Raw genomic sequence first — 24560 nt, forward strand, 5'->3', positions numbered from 1 at the left:
CTCGAGGGGCGCGGTGCCCGACGGGCCGCTAAGTTGACGCAATGCCGCCGCGAAAGCCGAACCTTCGCCCCGTACGGGACCTGACACCCGTCCTGCAGTTCCGCACCATCCACGGTTACCGGCGCGCATACCGGGTGGCCGGCTCGGGTCCTGCGATCCTGCTGATCCACGGAATCGGCGACAACTCCACCACGTGGGAAACAGTTCAGTCGAAACTCGCGCAGCGATTCACCGTGATCGCACCGGACCTGTTGGGCCACGGCAAATCCGACAAACCCCGTGCCGACTATTCGGTCGCCGCCTATGCCAATGGCATGCGCGATCTGCTCAGCGTCCTGGACATCGACCACGTCACGGTGATCGGTCATTCGCTCGGCGGCGGGGTGGCCATGCAGTTCGCGTATCAATTCCCGCAGTTGGTCGACCGGCTCATCCTGGTCGGCGCCGGCGGGGTCACCAAGGACGTCAACATCGCGCTGCGCTTCGCCTCCCTGCCGATGGGCAGTGAGGCGCTGGTGCTGCTGCGGTTGCCGTTCGTGCTGCCGACGGTGCAGGCGGTGGGACGTGTCGCCGGCGGCGTGTTCGGCTCGACCGGCCTCGGTCGCGACCTGCCACAGGTGTTGCGCATCCTCAACGACCTGCCCGAACCGACCGCGTCGTCGGCGTTCGCCCGTACGCTGCGCGCTGTCGTCGATTGGCGCGGTCAGGTGGTCACCATGCTGGACCGCTGCTATCTGACGCAGTCGGTTCCGGTTCAGCTGATCTGGGGTAGCTGCGACGCCGTGATCCCCGCCAGCCACGCCCGGATGGCCCACGCCGCGATGCCGGGATCGCAGTTGGAAATCTTCGACGGCTCCGGTCATTTCCCGTTCCACGACGACCCGGAGCGTTTCGTCGAAGTGGTGGAGAAGTTCATCGACAGCACCGAACCGGCGGTCTACGACCAGGAATACCTGCGCGGACTGCTGCGGGCGGGGATCACCGAAGGCACGATCTCCGGATCGGCCGACACCCGGGTTGCAGTGCTCGACGCGATGGGAACCGACGAGCGCAGCGCCACCTGAGTTTAGGGCACGCGACCCGGCCAACGGCACGCGAATACGAAGTAGCATCGGGCCCATGGCCATCGATGTGACGGTGTTGCGAGTCTTCGCCGACCCTGACGGCAATCACGGAAACCCCCTCGGTGTTGTCGACGCCAGCACCGTGGACCCCGACGATCGCCAACGGATAGCCGCCCAATTGGGTTACAGCGAAACCATTTTCGTCGATCTCCCCGCCCCCGGTACGAGCACGGCGCTGGCGCGTATCCATACTCCGGTCGTCGAGCTGCCCTTCGCGGGACACCCCACCGTCGGCGCCGCGTGGTGGCTTCGCGAGCAGGGCGCTCCCGTCCACACGTTGCGGGTTCCCGCAGGCATCGTGCAGATCGGCCACGACGACGGCCTGACCTCCGTTCGGGCCCGCGCGGAGTGGGCACCCGAATTCGCCATCCACGACATCGGCTCCGTCGACGAACTCCTGGCGCTCGACCCGTCGGATTACCCCGACGACATCAATCACTACCTGTGGACGTGGATCGACCGGGACAAGGGCGAAGTGCGGTCACGGATGTTCGCCACCGATCTCGGTGTGCCCGAAGACGAGGCCACCGGCGCCGCCGCCGTGCGGATCACCGACTACCTCAGCCGGGACCTGACAATCGTGCAGGGCAAGGGCTCGCACATCTACACCGAGTGGAGCGCCGAGGGCTGGGTGCGTGTCGCCGGCCGCGTCGTCAACGACGGCATCAAGCAGATCGACTGAATGAGACCTTCAACCGGCCGGTCAGCTGGCGGTCGGTTGCGGCGAATTCCGATGCGCCCGCAGCGCCTCGATCTCCCGCTCGAAATCCTCGGCGGAGGTGAATCCGCGATACACCGAGGCGAAGCGCAGGTAGGCCACCTCGTCGAGATCGCGTAGCGGCCCCAGGATAGCGAGTCCCACTTCGTGGCTGGGGATCTCGGGCGATCCGGCGGCGCGGACGGTGTCCTCGACCTGCTGGGCCAGCAGGTTCAGCGCATCCTCGTCGACCTGGCTGCCTTGGCACGCCCGCCGCACTCCCTTGATGACCTTTTCGCGGCTGAACGGCTCGGTGACACCGCTGCGCTTGACGACGGCCAGGATGGCGGTCTCGACCGTGGTGAACCGACGCCCACACTCCGGGCATGAACGCCGTCGCCGGATCGCCTGGCCCTCGTCGGTCTCACGCGAGTCGACCACACGCGAATCCGGGTGACGGCAGAACGGACAATGCATCACCGCTCCTTTGCCGCGCCAACAGATGACCAACTCGAACCCCTCCGAGCGTACCCGCGGCGGGTTGCGAAAGCCCAGCACCGGGCTGAACGGCACATAGTCCGCAGACCTGTCGGTGAACATCTCTGCGTAGCAATCTGTTTGGTCGCTGGTGGGCGTCAGCCGACCGGCGCGATCAGCGTCTGCCCGGCGTCCAGGGCCGCCGAGTCCAGCTGGTTGAGCTCGCTGATTCGATCCATCACCTGGCCCACGGGCGCATCGGGGGCCACCCGCATGGCCACCTGTTGCAGGCTTTCGCCGGACTGAACCTGGACCACCGCGAGGCGGTCCGGCACCGCGGTGGAGGTGGTGCCCACGACGCCGCCGAACTGCGCGACCAGGCCGAGCCACATCGTGATTCCCGCCGCGACCAAGGACAGGAGCACAGTGGTGGCGGGTGTGATCGGTCGCCGCCGGTGCGATGCGCGCGACATCAGCACCCCGCTTCCGCGGTAACGCACCGCCGCCCCGCCCGGACGGGTCGCCGCGGGGTGCCGCCGGCGGGTGGCCGCAGGCCGGATATCGGTCCTGACCACGCGCGAGGCCTGGAATTCGTGGGTGTCGAGAACGGTCATCTGCCTGCCTTCCGATCCGCTGCTTTCGCTCTTGTGTTCGAAGATAGTCGATCAGGTGTTCGAAAGATAGAACGTGTGATCGAACTGTTGTGAAACGATAGGACAGGGCACCGACAGAAAATCGATGCGCGATTTCGGAGCAGCTCGCCACGACACGCCCTCGAACACATGTTTGATTAATCGTGTGCCGCGGGTTACATTCGGCGGCATGGACTCCAGCAGCGACATTCCAGACAGCACAGGCGGGGCCAGATCCGTGGACTCCGGTCTCACCGAACGTCAGCGCACCATCCTCGACGTGATCCGCGCATCGGTCACCAATCGTGGCTATCCGCCGAGCATCAGGGAGATCGGCGATGCGGTCGGTTTGACCTCCACCTCCTCGGTCGCGCACCAACTGCGCACGCTGGAGCGCAAGGGCTACCTGCGGCGTGACCCCAACCGGCCGCGCGCGGTGGACGTACGCGGCGCCGACGACCACGTGACTCCCATCGTCGCCACCGATGTAGCCGGCTCCGATGCCCTACCGGAGCCGACATTCGTGCCCGTGCTCGGGCGCATCGCCGCCGGCGGGCCGATCCTTGCCGAGGAGGCCGTCGAGGACGTCTTCCCGCTGCCGCGCGAACTGGTCGGCGAGGGCTCGCTGTTCCTGCTCAAGGTCGTCGGTGACTCGATGGTCGACGCCGCGATCTGCGATGGCGACTGGGTGGTCGTGCGTCAGCAGAACGTCGCCGACAACGGTGACATCGTGGCCGCGATGATCGATGGCGAAGCCACAGTGAAAACGTTCAAACGGACGCGCGGACAGGTGTGGTTGATGCCGCACAACCCGGCCTTCGATCCGATCCCCGGTAACGACGCCGCAGTGCTGGGCAAGGTCGTCACCGTCATACGGAAGATCTAATCGGCCCGGACGAATCCGTTCGTTCGAGCGAATTCCTCACTGGAGAACCAGATTTCGGCTTGCACCTCGTGGTAGTCGGCCGAGGTGGGAAGCCAATAGAGGCCTGACTGGGTGTCGGCCTTGATCGGGTAGCCCTCGGGTGCCTGCGCGGAGTCGCCGAACGGTAGGCGGAATGCGGGGCTGGGCACTTCCGGCTCGTCGATGACGATCTTGGCGTGCCGGCCCGTGTCGGTCAGCGGATCCCGTTGCGGGGGTTCGTGTTCCGCCGGCTCGGCGGGTACGTGGCGTTCCTCGAACGCCGCGTCAGGTTCCTCGAACGTCGCGTCGCGCTCGTCGGGCGTCCAGGGCTCGTCGGCGTCACGCTCCTCGAGCAGCGCGTCGTGCTCCTCGAGCGCGCTGTCTTGCTCGTCGGCCGTCTCACCGGCGCCGGCGGCCAGACGCCCCGCGGCGATCCCGGCCTCTGTAGAGCTCGGTATCCGTGTCGGTGCGGTGTCGACATTGTCCGGATTCTCCTCGGCCACACCGAATGCCGATGTGTCGGAGGCGTCGGCGAAGCCCGATGAAGGCGCCTCCCACGGATTGGCCGATGACGTCGACCCCGGCTCCCCCGTCGTAGACAGCGCGCCCAAACCCTCAGTGGCGTACCGGTCGCCGAACATCGCCGCTGAGGGATCGCCGCCGCTCGATGCCTGTGCACCCGAACCGAGGGTGCTGTAGGCCTGTTCGGCCTCGGCGCCGTACGAGTCGTCGTAATGGTCATCGACGGGGCCGGGACGATCGACGTCGCTCCGACGCCGGTTGCGCAGGGCCGCGAACGCCACCAGACCCACCAGGATGAGCACCGGCACGATCGCGAGCAACCACCACCAGCTGAAGGTGAACCAGCTGCCGTCACCACCCGAGTCCGAGGCGCCCGGGGTGCCGGGCGTATCGGGGCTCTGCTCGGCAGGCACCTCAAGACCGGCCAACTCGGTCGCGAGATTGGGCGGCTCGGTGCTGAACTCACCGGTTGACCGATTCCAGTTGACCACGCCGCCGGTGAATCGCTGCGTGGTGACGTCACCCTTTTCGGACTGGTCGGCCATCGGTGCGCCGAGCGTGCCCTCGGCGCCGTCGAGCTTGTCCCACGCCGCGCTCATCGCGCCGCGAACCAGCACCGCGCCGTGGTCCGGCGTCCAGAAGATCACCGGTTTGTCGTCGGCGGCAAAGCGCGACATCCGGCTCGCGGTGGGCAGCCCGCCGTCCGTCTCGCTGGCAATCGGGAACCCGAGATCGCCCTCGGGCCCGCCGAGACTTTCGTACTTGGCCAAGACCTGACCGGTGACCACCCGCGCGCCTGTGGCGGGGCTGTAGAAGATCTTGCCTCCGGCGAAGTTCTGGGCGAGGCCGTCTTTTCCTATCGGGTACGGCGGCCCTTCGGCGGCGCCGAGGGGACCCAGCGGGCCTCCGGCGGCGCGGCGCGCCCCGTTGATCGCCGAGGTCGCATCGCCAGGGATCTGCAAGTCCGCCAACTGCCCGGCCAGATCGGGCGGCACGGTGGTGAACTGCTTGTCGCGGGTGTTGTAGGTGATCTCGCCGCCGGTGAACTTCTGCGTGATCAGATCGCCGCGGTAGGTTTCGTCGTCGGAGGGCACACCGAGGGATCCGGTGGAGCCGCCCAACTTGTCCCATGCCGCGTTGATCGCTCCCCGGACCACGCGCGCGCCGGTGTCCTGCGTCCAGAAGATCACCGGCTTGTCGTTGGCGCTGAACGTGACGTTGAAGCTGCCCGGCGCCCGCCCGGGTCCGTCGTCCATGGTCGGGAATCCGAGGTCACTGTCGGCCGGGCCACCGAGCGATTCGTACTTCTCCAGGATCGCGCCCCGCATGATGTGAGCCCCGGTATCGGGCGTGAAGAAGATCTTGCCGCCGGCGAAGTTCTGCGCGAAGCCGTCCCCCACCGGGTACACATCGCCCTGCCTGGGGCCCAATGGGCCGCCGTCACCGCCGCTGCCGTCCCAGGCCGCGCTGATCGCGGCATTGGCGGCATCGGATTCCGGGGAGGCGCTGGCCACCGGCGGTAGTAGTAGGGCGACGGCGCCCACGAGCAGGCCGATCGCCATCCGGCCCAACACCGTGGTGCCCCGGCTGTTCTGCCCGATCATTCGACCTCCCGGGTCGGTACGAAATTTCGCTCGAGTTTTTCGCACCCGTCCTCTATCTGTCGTCAGACGCCAATAACCAACGAACACGCCGATCTTCGGATGAAAATACCTTCCGATACTCCATTCGCTGTGGATAACCCCGCCGTGCCGCTCGATTAATCGTGACCGCCTCCCCGCTATTTGCCATCGCGGTCCCGTTGGCAGCACAGCAATGAGTTTGCACGCGTGAGTGGGGAATGGCGGCCATACACGACGCATTTGCACAAATATTGGTAGCTACCAGGCAATGTCTTGTGTGATCAACGGCCCGTGCTCGCGAATGTGGCCGAATTGCCATTCGCTATCCGAGGGCGGCCGGGGCGGTTGGCCCGACCGGGCCGGCTGCGTCCACACCTAGACTGACGCCATGCCCGGCCCGGTCAGCCTGACGCACTGGGGGGCTTTCGCCGCCGACATGCAAGACGGTGACATCGTCGCGGTCAGCCCGTTCGAAGGCGACGCGGACCCGTCACCGCTGCTCGGCAATCTGCCGGGATCCCTTCGACACCGGTCACGGATAGCGACGCCCGTCGTACGCCGCGGCTGGTTGCGCGACGGGCCGGGGCCGACCACCCGGCGCGGTAACGACGAATTCATTGCCGTGACATGGGACCAGTTGACCGACCTGCTCGCCGACGAGCTGCGTCGTGTCGTCGACGCGCACGGTAACTCGGCCATTTTCGGCGGTTCCTACGGCTGGTCGAGCGCAGGGCGTTTCCATCACGCCCAGAGCCAGGTGCACCGCTTTCTGAATCTCCTTGGCGGCTACACCTTTTCCCGTCACTCCTACAGCCTCGGCGCAACGGGAGTGATCATGCCGCGCGTCGTCGGAACCCACGACGACCTGTTCAAGCGGTCCACCTCATGGGAGGTCATCGTCGAGCACACCGAACTTCTCGTGTGCTTCGGTGGGCTGGCGCTGAAGAACACCGCGATCAATCACGGTGGGACCACCGCGCATCCGGCCCGAGATGCGCTGCGCCGTTATCGAGCGCGCGGCGGACAGATCGTGTCGTTCTCCCCTCTGCGCGACGACGTCGACGGTGACTGCGAATGGTTCGCGCCGGTGCCCGGCACCGATGTGGCGATCATGCTCGCGCTCGCCTATGTGCTCGCCACAGAGGGACTCGCCGACCGAAACTTCCTGAGCACATACTGCACCGGCTTTGAACGCTTCGAGCGCTATCTCCTCGGAGCCGAGGACGGGGTGCCGAAAAACCCTCGGTGGGCGTCGGCGATCTCCGGCATACCCGCCGACGACCTGATCGGCTTGGCCCGGCGAATGTCGCAGCACCGCACGATCGTCACGGTCAGCTGGTCGTTGCAACGAACGCGACACGGTGAACAGGCGCCGTGGATGGGCTTGACGCTGGCCGCCATGCTCGGGCAGATCGGCGTTGCGGGCGGTGGATTCGGGCACGGCTACGGCTCGATGAACGAACCCGGCCTGGCACCGCTGAAGTGCGGATTGCCAAGGCTGCCACAGGGGATCAACCCGGTGCGGACATTCATTCCGGTGGCCGCCATCAGCGATCTGCTGTTGCGGCCCGGCGACCCGTTCGACTACAACGGCCAACGGCTTGTCTTCCCCGACATCAGATTGGTGTACTGGGCGGGCGGTAACGCGTTTCACCACCACCAGAACATCCCCCGGTTGCGGCGGGCGCTCGGTCGTGTCGACACCCTGGTCGTGCACGAACCCTATTGGACCGCAATGGCCAAACACGCCGATATCGTCGTGCCGTCGACGACGTCGTTCGAACGCGACGACTACTCAGGGTCCCGCAACGACCCGATGCTGATGGCGATGCCCAAACTCGCCGAACCGTTCGCCCAATCGCGCGACGACTACGCGACTTTCACCGCGCTGGCCGACCGGCTGGGCTTCGGCGACCAGTTCACCGAGGATCGTACGCCGCGACAGTGGCTGGCCCATCTGTACGACAAGTGGGCAGCCGAACTGGATTTCACCGTTCCCACATTCGACGAGTTCTGGCGGCGTGGGCGACTGCGATTACCTGTCGAGGACGGCCTCACCCTGCTGGCCGACTTCCGCGCCGATCCCGTGACCCACCGACTCGGCACTCCGAGTGGCTTGATCGAGATCCTTTCCACCGACATCGACGGCTTCGACTACGCCGACTGTGCCGGGCACCCGAAATGGTATGAGCCCTCCGAATGGCTGGGCGGCCCACGGGCGGTCGACTATCCGCTGCACCTGCTGGCCAACCAGCCGGCGTCTCGGCTGCACGGTCAACTGGACGGTGGAGCGGTCAGCCAGAAGTCGAAAGTCCAAGGGCGCGAGCCCATCCGGATGCATCCGCGGGACGCCGCCGACCGCGGCCTCGTCGACGGTGACGTGGTGCGGGTGTTCAACGACCGCGGGGCGTGTCTGGCCGGACTGGTGATCGACGATCGCCTGCGACCCGACGTCGTGCAATTGTCGACCGGCGCCTGGTTCGACCCCGTCGATCCAGCCGATCCGGATTCGATGTGCGCGCACGGAAATCCGAACGTGCTGACCGACGACGTGGGTACCTCCTCGCTCGCGCGCGGTTGCACCGGTGCGCACGTGCTGGTGCAGGTTCAGAAGTACACCGGCGACCTGCCCCCGGTGCGCGCACATGAGCCGCCGGTGATCGAGCGGCTGTGAGCCTCCTCACCGCCAGAAGTTGTCCGATTAGCGAAACCGCGTTTCGGGTATTGGACGGTCACACCGACCCGATCGGCAAGGAGGAAGCCGCAAGTGTCCGACAACAAGAACAGTGGGCCCGAAGAGGCCATCAAGGGTGTCGTCGAGGGCGCCAAGGGCAAGGCCAAAGAGGTGCTAGGCGCCGTCGCCGGTCGCGACGACCTGTACCGCGAGGGTAAGGCGCAGCAGGACAAGGCCGACGCTCAGCGCGACGCCGCGCAGAAGGAAGCCGAGGCCGAAAGCGCGCGTGCGGCGGCCAAGACCGCCGAGAAGCGGCAGGAGTCCGAGCAGCGGCCCTCCGACGACCGGTAGTCATTCAGCGAGAGGCGCGGAGGGATCCAACCCCCTGCGCCTCTTTGCTGTGCGCCCAGGCCTCCGGACCTGTCAGAACGTCGCGTACTCGCGTAGCGCCGCCGCCAGTGGAACCGGTACCCGGGCCTTGATCCTCGTTCCGTCTGCGGTGTGCTCGGTGGCATCGACACGCCCCTCGGCGTGCACGCGGTTGACCAGATCGCCACGCTCATAGGGGATGGTCACGTCGACCACCGCGTCGGTGGGTGTGATCAGCTCGGCCATCCGCTGCTGCAAGCGCTGCAACCCGTCACCGGTGCGCGCTGAGACGAACACCGCATCGGGCAGGGCACGACGCAGCTGCGCCAACGTCAAAGCGTCGGCGGCGTCGATTTTGTTGACCACCAACAGTTCCGGTGCCCTGGCCCCATCGTGGTCGGCAATGACCTCGTTGACCACCGTGCGCACGGCGTTGATCTGAGCGAGCGGGTTCGCATCCGATCCGTCGACGACGTGCACCAGCAGGTCGGCGTCGACGACCTCCTCCAGCGTGGAGCGGAAGGCCTCCACCAGCTGGGTGGGCAGGTGGCGAACGAACCCGACAGTGTCGGTCAGCACAAATGGCCTGCCGTCGGCGAATTCGCCTCGGCGCGTTGTCGGTTCGAGGGTCGCGAACAACGCGTTCTCCACCAGCACGCCCGCACCGGTGAGCGCGTTGAGCAGACTGGATTTTCCGGCGTTCGTGTAGCCCACGATCGCGACCGACGGCACCTCGCTGCGCCGCCTGCCGCTGCGCTGGGTGTCGCGGATCTTCTTCATGTCCTTGATGTCGCGGCGCAGCTTGGCCATCCGCTCGCGGATCCGCCGGCGGTCGGTCTCGATTTTGGTTTCACCCGGACCGCGCAGGCCCACACCGCCACCCGCGCCGCCGGCACGGCCGCCGGCCTGGCGGGACATCGACTCGCCCCAACCGCGCAACCTGGGCAGCATGTACTCCATCTGCGCCAGGGTGACCTGCGCCTTGCCCTCCCGACTGGTCGCGTGCTGGGCGAAGATGTCGAGGATGAGGGCCGTGCGGTCGATGACCTTGACCTTGACCGCCTTCTCCAGGGCTGTCAGCTGGGCGGGGCTGAGTTCGCCGTCGCAGATGACGGTGTCGGCACCCGTCGCGAGCACGATCTCGCGTAGTTCGGCGGCCTTGCCCGAGCCGATGTAGGTGGAGGCGTCCGGCTTGTCGCGGCGCTGGATGACACCCTCGAGCACTTCCGAACCCGCGGTTTCGGCGAGCGCGGCCAGTTCGGCCAGGCTGGCCTCGGCGTCGGCGGCACTGCCTTCGGTCCAGACACCGACCAGCACCACCCGTTCCAGGCGGAGCTGGCGGTACTCGACCTCGGAGACGTCGGTCAGTTCGGTGGACAGACCGGCCACGCGGCGCAGCGCCGTGCGGTCTTCGAGCGCCAGCTCGCCCGCGCTCGGGGCGCTGTGAGTAGAAGGATCGGGATACGTCATAGGCGAATAGAGATTCGCACGGAGATCACTTTTCATGCACCCCAATTAACGTTGCGCAACGTCCCACCATTCCTCGGACAGTTCCCCGTGCGCCACCAGAACCGACGGGCCGCGCAGAAAACTGCTGGCCTCGGTGACGGTGACCGAGACTTCGCCGCCCGGAATGCGGACCTCGAGGCTGCCGGTGACAGCGCCGGAGTACGCCAACGCGGCGACGGCGGCGGCGACGGTCCCGGTTCCGCACGACCGCGTCTCGCCGACACCTCGTTCGTGCACACGCATCGTCACGGCCCCATCCACAGGTGCGGTCAGCACCTCGACGTTGACGCCCTCGGGAAACAGCGCGGTGTCGAAGGACACCGGCGCCCCCACGTCGAGCGCGGACAGCTCCTCGGATGTCAGGTCGGGGTCGACGCAGGCCAGGTGGGGGTTGCCGACGTCGACGGCGAGGCCGGCGAAGGGCCTGCCCCCGACGACCGCCTCCGCGGTGCCCAACTGGTTCACCTTGCCCATCTCGACGGTGACGTCGGCGTTCGTGCCGTCCCAGTGGTGCAACACCACCGGACGCGGACCCGCCAGCGACCCCACCACGAACTCGTCGCGGGTCTCCAGGCCGCTGGCGCGCAGATAGTGCGCGAACACCCGCACCCCGTTGCCGCACATCTGCGCGATCGACCCGTCGGCGTTGCGGTAGTCCATGTACCAGTTCTCGCCGGCGACGCCCTCCGGCAACTGTTCGAACAATCCGGCGCGCTGTGCCGCGTGCGCGGTGGTCACCCGCAGCACACCGTCAGCGCCCAGCCCGCGACGACGGTCGCACAGCGCCGCCACCGCCGCCGGCGACAACGTCAGCTCGAAATCGAGGTCGGGCAGCAGCACGAAATCGTTCTGCGTGCCGTGTCCCTTGGCGAACCTCACGTGTTCAGGGTACGTCCCGCCACACCCGCAGCGTCTCCTGCGCGAGGTCCGGGCCGGCGCCGTCCAGCCAGACGATGCGGTGGTCGCGACGGAACCAGGACCGCTGCCGACGTACGTAGCGGCGGGTGCCGACGAAGGTCGGCTCACGTGCCGCCGAGCCGTCGCCGCCGGCATCGAGGTCGGTGAGGACCTGTGCGTAACCCAAGGCCCGCGACGCGGTGACACCCTCGCGCAGCCCGCACTTCAGTAGCGCGCGCACCTCGTCTATGAGTCCGTCGGCGAACATCTTGTCGGTCCGCTGAGCCAACCGATCGTCGAGAAGCGTTGTGGGCCAATCAAGTCCGATGATGACGGTATCCCAGCGCGGTGTACCTATCGCGGGGAACGACGCGGCGAACGGCCGGCCGGTCAGTTCCACCACCTCGAGCGCACGCACGATGCGCCGCCCGTCAGTGGGCTGAATGGACGCCGCGGCGTCGGCGTCGACGCCGGCCAGTTCCTGGTGCAGGGCGGCCGCCCCGATATCGGCGAGCCGCTGCTCCCAGCGTGCGCGCACCGCCGGGTCGGTGGCCGGGAACGTCCAGTTGTCGAGCAGCGACTGGATGTACATCATCGACCCGCCCACGATGACGGGCACCGCGCCGCGTTCGAGAATGGCCTCGACATCGGCGGCGGCCGACTGCTGGTAGCGGGCCACGCTCGCGGTCTGCGTCACCTCGAGCACATCGAGCTGATGGTGCGGGATCCCGCGACGCTCGTGAACCGTCAGCTTCGCGGTCCCGATGTCCATGCCGCGGTACATCTGCATCGCATCGGCATTCACAATCTCGACGTCGATCTCGCCGCTCAATCTCTCGGCCACATCCAACGCCAGCGCCGACTTACCGGTGCCCGTCGGGCCGATGATCGCGATCGGCCGCGTCATCGTGTCGGAGCGCTCATCACGGCTGCCACAATCCGGCGAAATAGCCGACGCCGTACGGGGCGCCGCGGTACAGCTCCTTGGCCGAGCGGGGTCCGGCGCCGACCAGCCCGGCCAGCACCCCGAAGGCGACCCGCCCCACCACCGCCTCGGGCGACCGGGTCAGCGGGGCGGTCTCGCCGCCGGCCAGCGCATCGTCCAACGCGGCTTGCGCGGCGATCGAGTCGGGGGCAAAACCACCCGGCGCCGAAGGCGTCAGCGTGTTGGCACCGTCGGCGACCACGAGCACGCCGATCGGGTCGCCGGCCTCGTCGATCTCGGTGCGCAACCGCTCGCCGTGAGCCAGCGCCGCGTCGACGCCGTAGCCGTGCGCGTAGACCCGCACCTCGGCGGAGGCGTCGGCGCGGGCCGCTCCGCGCAACCAGCCGGTGATCAGGGCGCACAGCGGCAGCGCGACCGGATCGCTGTCGACACCCGGGGACAACGCGACCCTGACGTCGACGCCGTAGCCGGCGAACGTGCCGGCCTGATGGTGGCCGACGACCTGATCGCATTCCCCCACCCCGACCGCGACCCAGTGCGAGGGAAGTCCGGCCACCGCGGTGAACACCGCCTCGCGCAGGTCGGCCAGCTCCGGCGCGGCACCTGCGGCGAGTTCGGGCACCATCACCGGTGCCGACGGGACGATCGCGATGGCGCTGAGCACGTCGTCCACGCTAATGCGATGCGGCTTGATCGGCGGTGGCGGCTTCGCCACGGGCCAGCGCGGCCGTCGACACCACCATCACCGTCACCGCGACGATCAGCGTCAGCCAGCCCTCCTCACCGGGCCGCAGCGTCTCCCCCAGCACGACGACGCCTAATATCGAGGCGACCACCGGTTCGGTCACAGTCATCGTCGGCAGCGACGCGGTCAGCGCCCCGGCGCGGAACGAGGCCTGCTGCCACGCCGTGCCCGCGACCGCCACGACCGCCCAGACGTACAGCTCGGGTGTGCGCAACAGGGCCTCGAGCCCGTCGCCGAGACGGTCGACCACACCCTTGGTCAACACCGCGAACAGCCCCCACAACGCCCCGGACACCAGCGCCAGAAGCACGGCGCTGACGGGTCCCTTCCAGATGTTGGCACCGATCACGCACAACACCAGCGCCGGAACCAGCACCATCAGCACCGCCGTCCAGGTCTCCCACGAGGCCCGCGAGTCGCCCTCGGTCGGGTTTCCGACCGTCACGATCACCGCGACCGACGCCGCCAACAGCGCGGCCCACGTCCACTGCCACGGCGTCACCCGCTGATGCGAGAGCCGGGCGTGGATCGGCAGGGCGAACAGCAGCGATGTCACCAGAATCGCCTGGACAAGGAGCACCGACCCGACGCCGAGCGCCGCGGCCTGCAACGCGAACCCGGCGGCGGCCACGAAGCTGCCCAGCCACCACTGCCGGTCGCGCAGCAGCCGGGTGAACAGCTCCAGATGCCCGACCGGCTCGTCGGCGACCTCGTGGGCCTGCCGCTGGTGGATCACATCGCCGATCGCCACGAACACAGCGGCGCCGAGGGCCAGGACGACGGCCAGATCCACCTGCGCGCTCATGCCCGCCATCGCCGTCCTTTCGTAGGTTGTCGCGACGAGCCTAGATAGGCCATCGGGGAAAGCCGTGCGCACGCGCCCCGACGACCTGTTTGAATAGCGTTCGGACAGCGATCAGGCGCCGCGTTGCGCGGCAGGTACGCGGTACGCCGCGGAGGGCACGAGGATTACCGACATGACGACCAGCCAGCCAGGGGGCCAGTCCTCCTCGCCGAAACCCGCTCCCCGGCCCGGACCGCGTCCCGGACCCGCGCCCCGGCCGGGCCGACCAGCACCGACGGTGGTCGCGCCCCCGACGAGCGATCCGCACCGTTTCGGCCGCGTCGACCCCGACGGCACCGTGTGGCTGATCACCGGCTCGGGCGAACGGATCATCGGCTCGTGGCAGGCCGGCGACACCGAGGCCGCCTACGCGCACTTCGGCAGGCGCTTCGATGACCTCCAGACCGAGGTCGTGCTGATGGAGAGCCGGCTCGAGTCCGGTACCGGCGACGCCCGCAAGATCAAAGCGGCCGCGCAGTCGCTGGCCGAGACCCTGCCGACCGCGCACGTGCTCGGCGACGTCGACGCGATCGCCGAGCGCCTGCAGGCGATTATCGACCACGCCGACGAGACCGCTCAGGCCGAAAAGGCCCGGCGCGAGGAGTTGCGCGCCGCGCAGACCGCCCGCAAGGAGACCCTGGCCGCCGAGGCGGAGGACATCGCCGCCAACTCCACCCAGTGGAAGGCCGCAGGCGACCGGCTGCGAGAAATCCTCGACGAGTGGCGCACGATCACCGGGCTGGACCGCAAAACCGACGACGCCCTGTGGAAGCGGTATTCGGCGGCGCGCGAACAGTTCAACCGCAGGCGCGGATCGCATTTCGCCGAACTCGACCGTGAACGCGCCGGCGCCCGGCAGGCCAAGGAGGCACTGTGCGAGCGCGCCGAGGGGTTGGCCGACTCGACGGACTGGGGTCCCACCAGCGCGGCGTTCCGCGAACTGCTGAACGAGTGGAAGGCCGCGGGCCGCGCGGCCAAGGATGTCGACGACGCGTTGTGGCAGCGATTCAAGGCGGCGCAGGACAAGTTCTTCGGGGCGCGCAATGCGGCCACCGCCGAGCGCGACGCGGAGTTTCGTGCCAACGCGGAGGCCAAGGAGGCGCTGCTGGCCGAGGCGGAGAAGATCGACACCTCCGATCTGGACGCGGCGCGCGCTGCGCTGCGGGTGATCGGCGATAAGTGGGATGCCATCGGCAAGGTGCCCCGCGAGCGTGGTGCCGATTTGGAACGGCGCCTGCGCGCGATCGAGAAGAAGGTCCGCGAGGCGCCGACGCACGGTGTCGATCCCGAGGCCCAGGCGCGGGCCGACCAATTCCGGGTCCGCGCAGAGCAATACGAGCGTCAAGCGGAGAAGGCCGCGGCCGCCGGTCGGGACAAGGACGCCGCGGAGGCGCGCGCCAGCGCCGAGCAGTGGCGGCAGTGGGCGGACGCGGCCGCCGAGGCGCTCGGCAAAACCCGCTAGCGTCCGGCTGTTATTTCGCGAGATCTACACCAGGGCTGTGAAATCACCGAGATCACGACCCTGGTGTACATCTCGCGAACTGCAGAGCAGGTGCGGACCGGCTCAGCTCGGCTTGTCCGGGTCGTCGGGGTTCTCGAGGTCGTCGGGATTCCCGAGGTTGTCGAGCAGACCCTTTTTCTGTTGTTCCGCGGCGGCCCTGCGCCGTTCCTCCTCGGCGGCCAGCTGCAGCGCGGTGCGCGCCCACACTGCCCTGGCCCAGTGGAAGGTCACCACCGCGACCGCGATCCAGGCGATGATGAGTCCGATCCCGGGGCCCGGGTAGCGGTCGGGCGCGGTCTGGCGCGACCACACCGCCAACAAACCGAGAAGCGTCGCCACGGTCGAACCCGCCAGCGCGATCCACGCCAACGCCCAGCGCCGGGTGAGCAGCGCGAGCATCGAGAAACCGACGCCGAATACCAGTACCAGCCAAGCGAATACACGTAACGGCAGGGTGATTCCCTCGCGGAGCGCGGTTTCGCCGCCGACGAGCACATCCAGACCGCGCGCGTCGCCGGTGTGCGGCAGGATGAACGACACCAGCAGTACGAACACCCCGACGGCGATCACCAGGGCTCGTGCGCCGGGGTCGATCTCGCCCGCGACGCGCCGCTCGGCGGCCTCGATGTCGCCCTTGAACTCCTCGAAACCGTTGTCGTCGGGCGTCGTCACCGTGTGCATCCCGTCGCGGTAGCGGGTGTCGTCGGTGCGCCGATGCCCGGCATACCCAGGCCCACCCCGGTGCGTGGGCGCCGGCCTTCGGCGTGGGCGTCGCCCGCCGGGGTGCGCCGATGGCTGTGCACGGCCGAATCGGCGATCAGGTGATGCGGTGCGGCGCCGGTCACGGTCGTGGTCACGACGTCGCCGGGGCGGATGTCGAGTCGGTCCGGGTTGAAGTGCACCAGGCGGCCGTCTCGGGCCCGGCCCGACATTCTGGCCGTTGAGGCGTCCTTGCGGCCTTCGCCGGCGGCCACCAGGACTTCGACGGTGCGGCCGACCAGCGCGCGGTTCTCCTCGAGCGAGATTCTCTCCTGGAGGTCGATCAAACGCTGATAGCGTTCGCTCACAACGGCTTTGGGAATCTGATCGGGCAACTCGGCGGCGGGGGTGCCGGGCCGCTTGGAGTACTGGAAGGTGAACGCGCTGGCAAACCTCGCCTGCTCGACGACGTCGAGCGTCGCCTGGAAGTCCTCCTCGGTCTCACCCGGAAAGCCGACGATGAGGTCGGTCGTGATCGCCGCATGCGGTATCGCGGCGCGGACCCGGTTGATGATGCCGAGGTAGCGCTCGGCGCGGTAGGACCGCCGCATCGCGCGCAGGATGCGGTCGGACCCCGACTGCAGCGGCATGTGCAGAGTCGGGCACACATTCGGCGTCTCGGCCATCGCGGCGATGACGTCGTCGGTGAACTCCGCAGGGTGCGGTGAGGTGAACCGCACCCGTTCCAGTCCGTCGATGCGGCCGCAGGCGCGCAAGAGTTTGGCGAACGCGCCGCGGTCCCGCGGTTCTTCGGGGTCGACGAAGGAGACGCCGTAGGCGTTGACGTTCTGGCCGAGCAGCGTGATCTCGAGCACGCCTTGTTCGACGAGCGTCTGCACCTCGGCGAGCACGTCGCCGGGCCGGCGGTCGACCTCCTTGCCGCGCAGCGCGGGCACGATGCAGAACGTGCAGGTGTTGTTGCAACCCACCGACACCGACACCCAAGCGGCATATGCGGATTCGCGGGCGGCGGGCAGCGCGGACGGGAACTCCTGCAGCGCCTCGACGATCTCGACCTGGGCCGCCTTGTTGTGCCTGGTCCGTTCGAGCAGCGTGGGCAGGGACCCGATGTTGTGTGTGCCGAACACCACGTCCACCCATGGTGCCCGGCGCAGCACGGCGGCCCGGTCCTTCTGCGCCAGGCAGCCGCCGACGGCGATCTGCATATCGGGATTGGCCTGCTTGCGCGGCGCGAGGTGGCTGATGTTGCCGTAGAGCTTGTTGTCGGCGTTCTCGCGCACGGCGCAGGTGTTGAACACGACGACGTCGGCGTCCTCGTCCTCGGCGGCGCGTTGGTACCCGGCGCCTTCGAGCAATCCCGCGAGTCGCTCGGAGTCGTGCACGTTCATCTGGCAGCCATAGGTGCGGACCTGGTACGTGCGGATCGTCGCCGGCGCATGTGAGGATTCGTCGGTCGCGTGCGGGCGAACGGCCACGTCGGCCGCTCCCTGTCGCGTCACCATCGAAGTCACGGCCCCATGGTACGGACCCGGCGGTGCGCCGACCCGGGCGGATTGACGAGTCCCGGGCACGCATGCCCTTCCCTCGGTAAGGTCTGCACCCATGAAGACCAGCGAGTCGGACGGAAAAGAGGTCGATCCGACTCAGTCAAGCGTGCCCATGATCTCGATCTCGGATGTCAACAAACACTTCGGCAGCCTGCATGTGCTCAAGGACATCAACCTCGACGTGGAGCGCGGCGAGGTGATCGTGGTGCTCGGTCCGTCAGGCTCGGGCAAGTCGACGTTGTGCCGCACCATCAATCGGCTCGAACCGATCGATTCGGGCACCATCACGATCGACGGTGAAGTGCTTCCCGAGGAGGGACGCAAGCTCGCCGAGTTGCGATCCGACGTGGGCATGGTGTTCCAGTCCTTCAACCTGTTCGCCCACAAGACGATCCTCGACAACGTCACCCTGGCTCCGATGAAGGTGCGCAAGAAATCGAAGAACGAGGCCCGCGAGAAGGCGATGCAGCTGCTCGAGCGGGTGGGCATTGCGAATCAGGCCGACAAATACCCGGCGCAGTTGTCCGGTGGCCAGCAGCAGCGGGTGGCGATCGCGCGATCTTTGGCGATGAACCCGAAGGTAATGCTTTTCGACGAACCGACCAGCGCACTGGACCCCGAAATGATCAACGAAGTGCTCAACGTCATGACGTCGCTGGCTAAAGACGGGATGACGATGTTGGTCGTGACGCACGAGATGGGCTTTGCCCGCGGCGCCGCCAACCGGGTGGTGTTCATGGCCGACGGCGCGATAGTCGAGGCGGCCGAACCCGATCAGTTCTTCACCAACCCCCAAAGCGACCGCGCCAAAGACTTTCTCGGCAAGATCCTTCACCACTAGTCGAAAGGAATCTCCAATGCCATCGATCTCCAGACGCGTTCTGGGAGCGCTCGCGCTCGCCGTCGCGCTGCCTCTGTCCGCCACCGCCTGCGGTGGTGGGAGCGACGGCGACACGATCGTCATCGGCACCAAGTTCGACCAGCCCGGACTCGGAATGAAGAATCCCAACGGCAGCATGAGCGGCTTCGACGTCGACGTGGCGAAGTATGTCGCCCATCAGCTCGGCTATCCCGAGGACAAGATCGAGTGGAAGGAAGCGCCGTCCGGTCAGCGCGAGACGCTGATCCAGAACGGGCAGGTGAAGTACATCGTCGCGACGTACTCGATCACCGAGGCGCGGGAGAAGAAGGTCGATTTCGCCGGACCGTATCTGATCACCGGCCAGAGCTTGTTGGTGCGCGCCGACAACACCGACATCACCGGCGAGGCATCGCTGGAGAACAACAAGAAGCTATGTTCGGTCTCGGGATCTACACCCGCGCAACGCATCAAGGACAAGTACCCCCGCGTACAGCTGCAGCAGTACGACACGTACTCGGCGTGCGTCGAGGCGCTGAAGAACGGCGGCATCGACGCGGTGACGACCGACGAGGTGATCCTTGCCGGCTATGCCGCGCAGAACCCCGGTGCGTTCAAGGTCGTCGGCGGCACCTTCTCCGAGGAGCGCTACGGGATCGGTCTGAAGAAGGGCGATTCCGAGCTCCTGACGAAGATCAACGACGCGCTCGCGAAGATGATTCAGGAAGGCGCGTGGAAGAAGGCCTGGGACGACAACCTCGGGGCGGCGGGGATTCCCGCGCCCGAGCCCCCGCAGATCAACCAGAGCTGACGGACCTCCCCCGCGCTAGGAGGTCATGTGGAGGTTCTCCCCGGCTACACCGTCGGCCAGATCGTCGAGGCGTTCTGGACGACGATTCAGCTGACGGTCTACTCCGGCATCGGCGCGCTGGTGCTCGGCACGGTGCTGGCCGCGATGCGGCTGGCACCGGTGCCCGTGCTTCGTTGGCTCGGAACGACATACGTCAACGTGGTGCGCAATACGCCCCTGACGCTGATCATCCTGTTCTGCTCGTTCGGGCTGGCCGGGACCATGGGGATTACGCTGGTCGACCCGAACTCGCCAACGTCCATCGAGGACAGCAACTTTCGTCTGGCCGTGCTCGGCTTGGCGCTGTACACCGCGGCGTTCGTATGTGAGACGGTGCGCTCCGGGGTGAACACCGTGCCGCTGGGCCAGGCCGAGGCGGCCCGGTCGCTGGGGTTGACGTTCGGGCAGAATCTGCGACTCATCCTGATGCCACAGGCATTTCGAGCCGTGATCATCCCGCTCGGGTCGGTGTTGATCGCCTTGACCAAGAACACCACGATCGCCTCGGCGATCGGCGTGGCCGAGGCCGCGTTGCTGATGAAGGAGATGATCGAGAACACCGCGGCGATCCTCACCATCGGCGCGATCTTCGCGGCCGGCTTCGTCGTCCTCACACTGCCGACGGGGCTGTTCTTCGGCTGGCTCGGCAAGCGATTGGCGGTCAACCGATGAGTTCGGCTTCTGTCCTCTTCGACGCGCCGGGACCGCGGGCGCGGGTCCGTAACTGGATCGTGTCGGCGATCGTCATCGTGGTCACCGCGCTCGTCCTGCTCGCGGTTTTAGTGCAGATGGCGGCCAAGGATCAGCTCACGGCCGCCAAATGGGAGCCGTTTCTGACGGCCGACCTGTGGAGGACCTACGTCCTGCCCGGCGTGCAAGGCACGTTGACCGCCGCCGCGGTGTCGATCGTGCTGGCGCTGATACTCGGTCTGCTGCTCGGTGTGGGCCGACTCTCGACACACGGCCTGCTTCGGTGGCCGTGCGCGGTGGTCGTCGAATTCTTCCGTGCCGTACCGGTTCTGATCATGATGCTGTTCGCGTTCGCGCTGTACGCCGCCTACGACATGTTCCCGTCCAGGCATCTGGCGCTCGCCGCGGTCATCACCGGGCTGACGCTCTACAACGGGGCAGTCATCGCCGAGATCGTGCGCGCCGGCGTTCACGCCCTGCCCCGCGGCCAGTCGGAGGCGGCCTACGCCCTCGGTATGACGTGGGGCCAGACGATGCGCTCAATCCTGTTGCCGCAAGCGATCACGTCGATGCTGCCGGTGCTGATCTCGCAACTCGTCGTCGTCCTCAAAGACACAGCGATCGGCTACATCATCACGTTCCTCGAACTCGTGCGCCAGGGCGTGCAGATGGGTACCGCCTACAGCAATCTGCTGCCCGCGCTGATCGTGGTCGCGTTGTTGATCATCACCGTGAACTTCACGCTGTCCTGGGTGGCGACCCGGGTGGAAGCGCGGATGCGACGTTCGCGTCGTGGTCCGACGCCGCTCGAGACCGAAGCAGTCGAACAGGAGGGCGCACCGGGCGCGAAAGCCGTGTAATCAGACCAGTTCTGCGCATCTGGCCAGTAACTCGTCGTCGGGTGGCTGATAGAAGGACAACACGACGTGCTGGCAGCCGAGTCGGCCGTACTCGGCCAGGGTGTCCAGCTGGGCGTCGACCTGATCGGGCTGTTCCGGATGCAGGAACACCTGCACGCCCCGTCGGATCGACGCTGGGTCACGGCTTTCCGCCGCGCACGCCTCGTCGAGACCGCGGCTGGCGGCCGCCCACTCCTGGGGCGAGGTGCTCGGCATGTTCCATTCGTCGGCGTGGCGTGCCGCGACGCGCAACATCTTCGGCTGCGATGCGCCCACCACGATCGGCGGATGTGGCCGCTGCAGCGGCTTGGGATCGCAGCGGGCCTGCTGCAGCGTGAAGAAGCGGCCGGCGAAGTCGACGGCCTCCTCGGTCCAGAGCCTGCGGATGACCGTGAGCGCCTCGTCGACCATCGCGACCCGCTGGCCCGGCGGCGGAAAGTCGATCCCGTAGCCACGGTGCTCGGCCTCGTGCCAGCCGGCCCCGAGACCGAAGTCCAGTCGCCCGCCGGAGATGTGGTCCACGGTGACGGCCATCTTCGCCAGCACCGCGGGGTTGCGGTAGGTGACACCGCTGACCAGGCAGCCGACCCGGGCGCGCCGCACCACCGCAGCCATCGCGGCGAGGCTGGTCCACCCCTCGTGGGTCGGCGTCGTCGGATCGACCAGGCCGTAGAAGTGGTCGTAGTTCCACACCGCCGGGAATCCGAGGTCATCGGCCGTCCGCCAGAACCGCTCGAGGACCGGGTAGTCGAAGGTGGGCGCCAACTTGACGGACAATTGCATGCAAACTGCTTACGCGGTCGGCTATTTCCTTGCAACCACGCCACGCTGTGCGCCCCGCCGACCTGGCTGCCGGATCGTCGCCGCGGCCTAGACTTGGCGGCGCTCGCGTTCGTTGGCCACGGCGACCTTGACGACGTCGAACGCCATCGTCTGGCTGTAACCACGCCGGGCGAGCATCCCGACCAGGCGACGGGCCAGCTTGGCGTCGTCACCATCGGCCAGCTTCTCGCGGCGCAACCGGTCGGCCACCAGCCGCTCGGCGCGTGCGCGTTCGGCGCCCGGCTCGTCGTCGGCCAGTGCGGCCTCGATGAGCTCGCTGTCGACGCCTTTGGTGCGTAGCTCGGCAATCAACGCGCGCCTGCCTTTTCCCGCGTTCGCCCGCCGGGATCGGACCCACTGTTCGGCGAAGTCGGCGTCATCAACGAGGCCGACTTGTTCGAGCCGGTCGAGCACCTTTTCGCTGACGTCGTCGGAGTATCCACGCTTGGTTAGCTGGCCGGCCAGTTCGGTGCGGGTGCGCGCTCGCGCGGTGAGCAGGCGCAGACACACATTCCGCGCCTGCTCCTCGCGCGAGGCCTCAGAAGTCGACGGGGGCGGGCAGGACTTCGTCATCGGTCACCACGGCGCCAATGCCGAGCTTCTCTTTGATCTTCTTCTCGATCTCGTTGGCCACCTCGACGTTCTCGAGCAGGAAGTTGCGGGCGTTTTCCTTGCCCTGGCCCAACTGCTCACCTTCGTAGGTGAACCACGAGCCGGACTTGCGGATGAAGCCCTGCTCGACACCCATGTCGATGAGTGAGCCTTCCTTGCTGATGCCCTTGCCGTACAGGATGTCGAACTCGGCCTGCTTGAACGGCGGCGAAACCTTGTTCTTGACGACCTTGACCCGGGTGCGGTTACCGACCGCGTCGGTGCCGTCCTTGAGGGTCTCGATCCGCCTCACATCCATCCGGACCGAGGCGTAGAACTTCAAAGCCTTTCCGCCCGTTGTGGTTTCGGGCGAATTGTGCACCATGACGCCGTCGGCGAAATAGTTGTGCGATCCTTCGACCTCGATGTCATAACGGCTCATAATCGGATAATCCGTCTTTGACTCGATTTCCATGACACGTGCCGGCATCAGTTGCATTGTCGGTTCAACGAACTGTGGTTCGACTTCGAATTGCCCGCGAAAGCGCGGAAGCAACTTGTATGCCATCGAGGGGTGCACGAACGGTGCGACTAGCTCCTGGAACATCGCGGTAGCCTGCGCAGAGAACACCAGCACCGCCTTTCCAGCGGCACCCGCGTTCCGCAGTCGCACGTCGAGTCCGTGAGTGTCTCGCAGATAATCACGAAGGCGCTCTTGTGACCCCTCGCTCATCGCTTCCACACAAATCTCGATTCGACCGCTACCCCCCTGCGTGCGTTGCTGTAACCCCTTAGAACGCAGGGTAAATGAGCCGTCGTCCATGTACCAGACCGCGAGAGCGAGCGGCGTAAGTGCCTTAAGATATTCCTCCGACAGGAATTTTTTACCATCGCCGAGATACACCGCTGATCGCAACTCGTGAAGCTCAGAAAGTGGTGTGAAATCGGCAAACACAGCCCCCTTCCCATTGGTCGATCGGCAATGCGGAATGTTCTCAAGTAGAGAAATCTTCCAGTCGAGATACTCCGCTTGCCTCGCACCATGTCCCATACGGAATCGTGCCGACTCAGATTCACGCCGAGCTGGCGAAGCTAAACATCCATCACCCATCAAGGAACCCAGCACGACCTCCCATTGCTGATCGCTGAGCAAGCTCGGTTGCGCCAACATCACACGGTCACCGACGCAGATGTCTTCGGCTTCGCGCCACCCACCCGGGGTGCGGATCAGATGGTTACGAGTCATAGCCAAGCTGGCGTGGCCACGTCCCGTCCCGCCGCCAGCACGGTCGACCTTGAAGTGCAGGAACTCTTCGGTCTTCCCGTTGTTGAACCAATTGGTCACCTTGCGAGGCACGATCTGCCCGGATTCGAAGTCGTAGGACAAAACCTCGACATCCATCTTTTGGTTGACGATCTTGCCGAGCTTCTCCGTCGAGCCGTCGGCCAGCGTGACGTTGGTGTACCAGGATCCACACCCGAACATCACTCCGATTTTTTCGCGAAGCTGGTTGATGAAGATCGCGGTGGTGCCCGAGTTGCTCAGCGCCCCGGTCATCTTGCGCAGCGCCTGGCTCATCAGCCGGGCCTGCAGGCCGACGTGGCTGTCACCCATCTCGCCCTCGATCTCCGCGCGCGGTACGAGCGCCGCCACCGAGTCGATGACCAGGATGTCCAGCGCGCCCGAGCGGATCAGCATGTCGGCGATCTCCAGCGCCTGCTCACCGGTGTCGGGCTGGCTGACCAGCAACGCGTCGGTGTCCACCCCGAGCTTCTTGGCGTACTCGGGATCCAGCGCGTGCTCGGCGTCGATGAACGCGGCGATCCCGCCGGCGGCCTGCGCGTTGGCGACGGCGTGCAGGGCGACGGTGGTCTTACCCGACGACTCCGGGCCGTAGATCTCGATGACCCTGCCCCGCGGCAGGCCGCCGATGCCGAGCGCCACGTCCAGGGCGATCGAACCGGTCGGGATGACCGAGATGGGCTGGCGGACCTCTTCGCCGAGCCGCATCACCGACCCCTTGCCAAAGTTCTTGTCGATCTGCGCGAGTGCCAGCTCGAGGGCCTTCTCGCGGTCGGGTGCCTGCGCCATGGTGGTCTCCGTCCTTCGGATGTCTCG

23 protein-coding genes are annotated in these 24560 nt (G+C 66.9%); 10 read left to right on the top strand and 13 right to left on the bottom strand.

Translation table 11 applies throughout. The annotated features are described in order from the left end of the window. Nucleotides 1–41 precede the first annotated feature (41 nt). Both AU198_RS23230 and AU198_RS23235 read left to right on the top strand, forming a co-directional pair. A complete protein-coding gene (locus AU198_RS23230) occupies nucleotides 42–1064 on the top strand; it encodes an alpha/beta fold hydrolase (RefSeq protein WP_064350925.1) in 1023 nt (340 codons plus the stop codon). A gap of 55 nt (nucleotides 1065–1119) precedes the next feature. Next, complete coding sequence (locus tag AU198_RS23235; RefSeq protein WP_064350926.1) at nucleotides 1120–1806, top strand: PhzF family phenazine biosynthesis protein; 687 nt, start codon at nucleotides 1120–1122, stop codon at nucleotides 1804–1806. Between the two features lie 21 nt (nucleotides 1807–1827). On the opposite strand, the gene nrdR is transcribed toward AU198_RS23235, so the two are convergent. Continuing rightward, a complete protein-coding gene (gene nrdR / locus AU198_RS23240; RefSeq protein WP_064350988.1) occupies nucleotides 1828–2298 on the bottom strand; it encodes a transcriptional regulator NrdR in 471 nt (156 codons plus the stop codon). 158 nt (nucleotides 2299–2456) lie between these two features. Then, entirely contained in the window at nucleotides 2457–2912 is a 456-nt protein-coding gene (locus AU198_RS23245) for a LysM peptidoglycan-binding domain-containing protein (protein ID WP_064350927.1), read from the bottom strand. Nucleotides 2913–3120: 208 nt separating this feature from the next. Here AU198_RS23245 and lexA point away from each other — a divergent pair, with 208 nt between their 5' ends. Then, nucleotides 3121–3816, top strand: coding sequence for a transcriptional repressor LexA (gene lexA / locus AU198_RS23250; RefSeq protein WP_064350928.1), 696 nt, complete (start codon nucleotides 3121–3123; stop codon nucleotides 3814–3816). Here lexA and AU198_RS23255 read toward each other — a convergent pair. After that, nucleotides 3813–5960 carry an LGFP repeat-containing protein gene (locus tag AU198_RS23255; RefSeq protein ID WP_064350929.1) on the bottom strand — a complete coding sequence of 716 codons (2148 nt, stop codon included), beginning with the start codon at nucleotides 5958–5960 and terminating at the stop codon, nucleotides 3813–3815. The two genes, lexA and AU198_RS23255, sit on opposite strands and share 4 nt — an antisense overlap. A 406-nt stretch (nucleotides 5961–6366) precedes the next feature. Here AU198_RS23255 and AU198_RS23260 point away from each other — a divergent pair, with 406 nt between their 5' ends. Together AU198_RS23260 and mbp1 are read left to right on the top strand one after the other, a co-directional pair. Then, nucleotides 6367–8652, top strand: a complete 2286-nt coding sequence (locus AU198_RS23260; RefSeq protein ID WP_064350930.1) for a molybdopterin guanine dinucleotide-containing S/N-oxide reductase — start codon at nucleotides 6367–6369, stop codon at nucleotides 8650–8652. Nucleotides 8653–8745: 93 nt separating this feature from the next. After that, complete coding sequence (gene mbp1 / locus AU198_RS23265) at nucleotides 8746–9003, top strand: microaggregate-binding protein 1 (RefSeq protein ID WP_064350931.1); 258 nt, start codon at nucleotides 8746–8748, stop codon at nucleotides 9001–9003. Between the two features lie 72 nt (nucleotides 9004–9075). Here the strand turns inward: mbp1 and hflX are convergent, their stop codons facing one another. The 5 genes from hflX to AU198_RS23290 are packed head-to-tail and all read right to left on the bottom strand — an operon-like array spanning nucleotide 9076 to nucleotide 13923. Next, nucleotides 9076–10491, bottom strand: a complete 1416-nt coding sequence (gene hflX / locus AU198_RS23270) for a GTPase HflX (RefSeq protein WP_064350932.1) — start codon at nucleotides 10489–10491, stop codon at nucleotides 9076–9078. Between the two features lie 45 nt (nucleotides 10492–10536). Next, nucleotides 10537–11409, bottom strand: a complete 873-nt coding sequence (gene dapF / locus AU198_RS23275) for a diaminopimelate epimerase (RefSeq protein WP_064350933.1) — start codon at nucleotides 11407–11409, stop codon at nucleotides 10537–10539. A gap of 4 nt (nucleotides 11410–11413) precedes the next feature. Then, nucleotides 11414–12334 carry a tRNA (adenosine(37)-N6)-dimethylallyltransferase MiaA gene (miaA, locus tag AU198_RS23280; RefSeq protein ID WP_064350934.1) on the bottom strand — a complete coding sequence of 307 codons (921 nt, stop codon included), beginning with the start codon at nucleotides 12332–12334 and terminating at the stop codon, nucleotides 11414–11416. Between the two features lie 16 nt (nucleotides 12335–12350). Then, the gene (locus tag AU198_RS23285) at nucleotides 12351–13037 is read right to left on the bottom strand and encodes a class III extradiol ring-cleavage dioxygenase family protein (RefSeq protein WP_064350989.1); all 687 of its coding nucleotides are present in this window, start codon (nucleotides 13035–13037) and stop codon (nucleotides 12351–12353) included. 10 nt (nucleotides 13038–13047) lie between these two features. After that, complete coding sequence (locus tag AU198_RS23290) at nucleotides 13048–13923, bottom strand: DMT family transporter (protein WP_064350990.1); 876 nt, start codon at nucleotides 13921–13923, stop codon at nucleotides 13048–13050. Nucleotides 13924–14095: 172 nt separating this feature from the next. Between AU198_RS23290 and AU198_RS23295 the strand changes: the two genes are divergently transcribed. Further along, nucleotides 14096–15424 (top strand): DUF349 domain-containing protein, encoded by a 1329-nt coding sequence (locus AU198_RS23295; protein ID WP_064350935.1) that lies wholly within the window; start codon nucleotides 14096–14098, stop codon nucleotides 15422–15424. A gap of 102 nt (nucleotides 15425–15526) precedes the next feature. On the opposite strand, the gene AU198_RS23300 is transcribed toward AU198_RS23295, so the two are convergent. Beyond that, on the bottom strand, nucleotides 15527–16144 hold the full coding sequence (locus AU198_RS23300; protein ID WP_064350936.1) for an Rv2732c family membrane protein: 618 nt from the start codon (nucleotides 16142–16144) through the stop codon (nucleotides 15527–15529). Then, nucleotides 16132–17685: a tRNA (N6-isopentenyl adenosine(37)-C2)-methylthiotransferase MiaB gene (gene miaB / locus AU198_RS23305; RefSeq protein WP_064350991.1), complete on the bottom strand. Its 1554-nt coding sequence runs from the start codon at nucleotides 17683–17685 to the stop codon at nucleotides 16132–16134. Before miaB ends, AU198_RS23300 begins: the two co-directional genes overlap by 13 nt. A gap of 157 nt (nucleotides 17686–17842) precedes the next feature. Between miaB and AU198_RS23310 the strand changes: the two genes are divergently transcribed. The 4 genes from AU198_RS23310 to AU198_RS23325 are packed head-to-tail and all read left to right on the top strand — an operon-like array spanning nucleotide 17843 to nucleotide 20989. Next, nucleotides 17843–18571, top strand: a complete 729-nt coding sequence (locus tag AU198_RS23310) for an amino acid ABC transporter ATP-binding protein (protein ID WP_064350992.1) — start codon at nucleotides 17843–17845, stop codon at nucleotides 18569–18571. Between the two features lie 16 nt (nucleotides 18572–18587). Beyond that, entirely contained in the window at nucleotides 18588–19400 is an 813-nt protein-coding gene (locus AU198_RS23315; RefSeq protein WP_064350937.1) for a glutamate ABC transporter substrate-binding protein, read from the top strand. A gap of 27 nt (nucleotides 19401–19427) precedes the next feature. Next, the gene (locus AU198_RS23320) at nucleotides 19428–20111 is read left to right on the top strand and encodes an amino acid ABC transporter permease (protein WP_064350938.1); all 684 of its coding nucleotides are present in this window, start codon (nucleotides 19428–19430) and stop codon (nucleotides 20109–20111) included. Then, the gene (locus AU198_RS23325; protein WP_064350939.1) at nucleotides 20108–20989 is read left to right on the top strand and encodes an amino acid ABC transporter permease; all 882 of its coding nucleotides are present in this window, start codon (nucleotides 20108–20110) and stop codon (nucleotides 20987–20989) included. Before AU198_RS23320 ends, AU198_RS23325 begins: the two co-directional genes overlap by 4 nt. Here AU198_RS23325 and AU198_RS23330 read toward each other — a convergent pair whose 3' ends face one another. The 3 genes from AU198_RS23330 to recA all read right to left on the bottom strand — a co-directional run bounded on the left by AU198_RS23330 (nucleotide 20990) and on the right by recA (nucleotide 24533). Next, entirely contained in the window at nucleotides 20990–21811 is an 822-nt protein-coding gene (locus AU198_RS23330; RefSeq protein ID WP_064350940.1) for a TIGR03560 family F420-dependent LLM class oxidoreductase, read from the bottom strand. It lies immediately after the preceding gene. Nucleotides 21812–21898: 87 nt separating this feature from the next. Then, nucleotides 21899–22423, bottom strand: a complete 525-nt coding sequence (recX, locus tag AU198_RS23335) for a recombination regulator RecX (RefSeq protein WP_064350941.1) — start codon at nucleotides 22421–22423, stop codon at nucleotides 21899–21901. Further along, entirely contained in the window at nucleotides 22389–24533 is a 2145-nt protein-coding gene (gene recA, locus AU198_RS23340; protein ID WP_064350942.1) for an intein-containing recombinase RecA, read from the bottom strand. The genes recX and recA overlap by 35 nt, the downstream gene beginning before the upstream one ends. Between the last annotated feature and the right edge of the window lie 27 nt (nucleotides 24534–24560).

Origin of the sequence: Mycobacterium sp. GA-1199, assembly GCF_001500045.1 — a bacterium.
Taxonomy (GTDB): Bacteria; Actinomycetota; Actinomycetes; order Mycobacteriales; family Mycobacteriaceae; genus Mycobacterium.

Bases quoted from the DNA above. Each gene is read 5' to 3' on its own strand.
- AU198_RS23230 (WP_064350925.1), top strand. From the start codon at position 42: ATGCCGCCGCGAAAGCCGAACCTTCGCCCCGTACGGGACCTGACACCC.
- AU198_RS23235 (WP_064350926.1), top strand. From the start codon at position 1,120: ATGGCCATCGATGTGACGGTGTTGCGAGTCTTCGCCGACCCTGACGGC.
- nrdR (WP_064350988.1), bottom strand. From the start codon at position 2,298: ATGCATTGTCCGTTCTGCCGTCACCCGGATTCGCGTGTGGTCGACTCG.
- AU198_RS23245 (WP_064350927.1), bottom strand. From the start codon at position 2,912: ATGACCGTTCTCGACACCCACGAATTCCAGGCCTCGCGCGTGGTCAGG.
- lexA (WP_064350928.1), top strand. From the start codon at position 3,121: ATGGACTCCAGCAGCGACATTCCAGACAGCACAGGCGGGGCCAGATCC.
- AU198_RS23255 (WP_064350929.1), bottom strand. From the start codon at position 5,960: ATGATCGGGCAGAACAGCCGGGGCACCACGGTGTTGGGCCGGATGGCG.
- AU198_RS23260 (WP_064350930.1), top strand. From the start codon at position 6,367: ATGCCCGGCCCGGTCAGCCTGACGCACTGGGGGGCTTTCGCCGCCGAC.
- hflX (WP_064350932.1), bottom strand. From the start codon at position 10,491: ATGACGTATCCCGATCCTTCTACTCACAGCGCCCCGAGCGCGGGCGAG.
- miaA (WP_064350934.1), bottom strand. From the start codon at position 12,334: ATGACGCGGCCGATCGCGATCATCGGCCCGACGGGCACCGGTAAGTCG.
- AU198_RS23290 (WP_064350990.1), bottom strand. From the start codon at position 13,923: ATGAGCGCGCAGGTGGATCTGGCCGTCGTCCTGGCCCTCGGCGCCGCT.
- AU198_RS23295 (WP_064350935.1), top strand. From the start codon at position 14,096: ATGACGACCAGCCAGCCAGGGGGCCAGTCCTCCTCGCCGAAACCCGCT.
- AU198_RS23300 (WP_064350936.1), bottom strand. From the start codon at position 16,144: ATGCACACGGTGACGACGCCCGACGACAACGGTTTCGAGGAGTTCAAG.
- miaB (WP_064350991.1), bottom strand. From the start codon at position 17,685: ATGGTGACGCGACAGGGAGCGGCCGACGTGGCCGTTCGCCCGCACGCG.
- AU198_RS23310 (WP_064350992.1), top strand. From the start codon at position 17,843: ATGATCTCGATCTCGGATGTCAACAAACACTTCGGCAGCCTGCATGTG.
- AU198_RS23315 (WP_064350937.1), top strand. From the start codon at position 18,588: ATGCCATCGATCTCCAGACGCGTTCTGGGAGCGCTCGCGCTCGCCGTC.
- AU198_RS23325 (WP_064350939.1), top strand. From the start codon at position 20,108: ATGAGTTCGGCTTCTGTCCTCTTCGACGCGCCGGGACCGCGGGCGCGG.
- AU198_RS23330 (WP_064350940.1), bottom strand. From the start codon at position 21,811: ATGCAATTGTCCGTCAAGTTGGCGCCCACCTTCGACTACCCGGTCCTC.
- recX (WP_064350941.1), bottom strand. From the start codon at position 22,423: ATGACGAAGTCCTGCCCGCCCCCGTCGACTTCTGAGGCCTCGCGCGAG.
- recA (WP_064350942.1), bottom strand. From the start codon at position 24,533: ATGGCGCAGGCACCCGACCGCGAGAAGGCCCTCGAGCTGGCACTCGCG.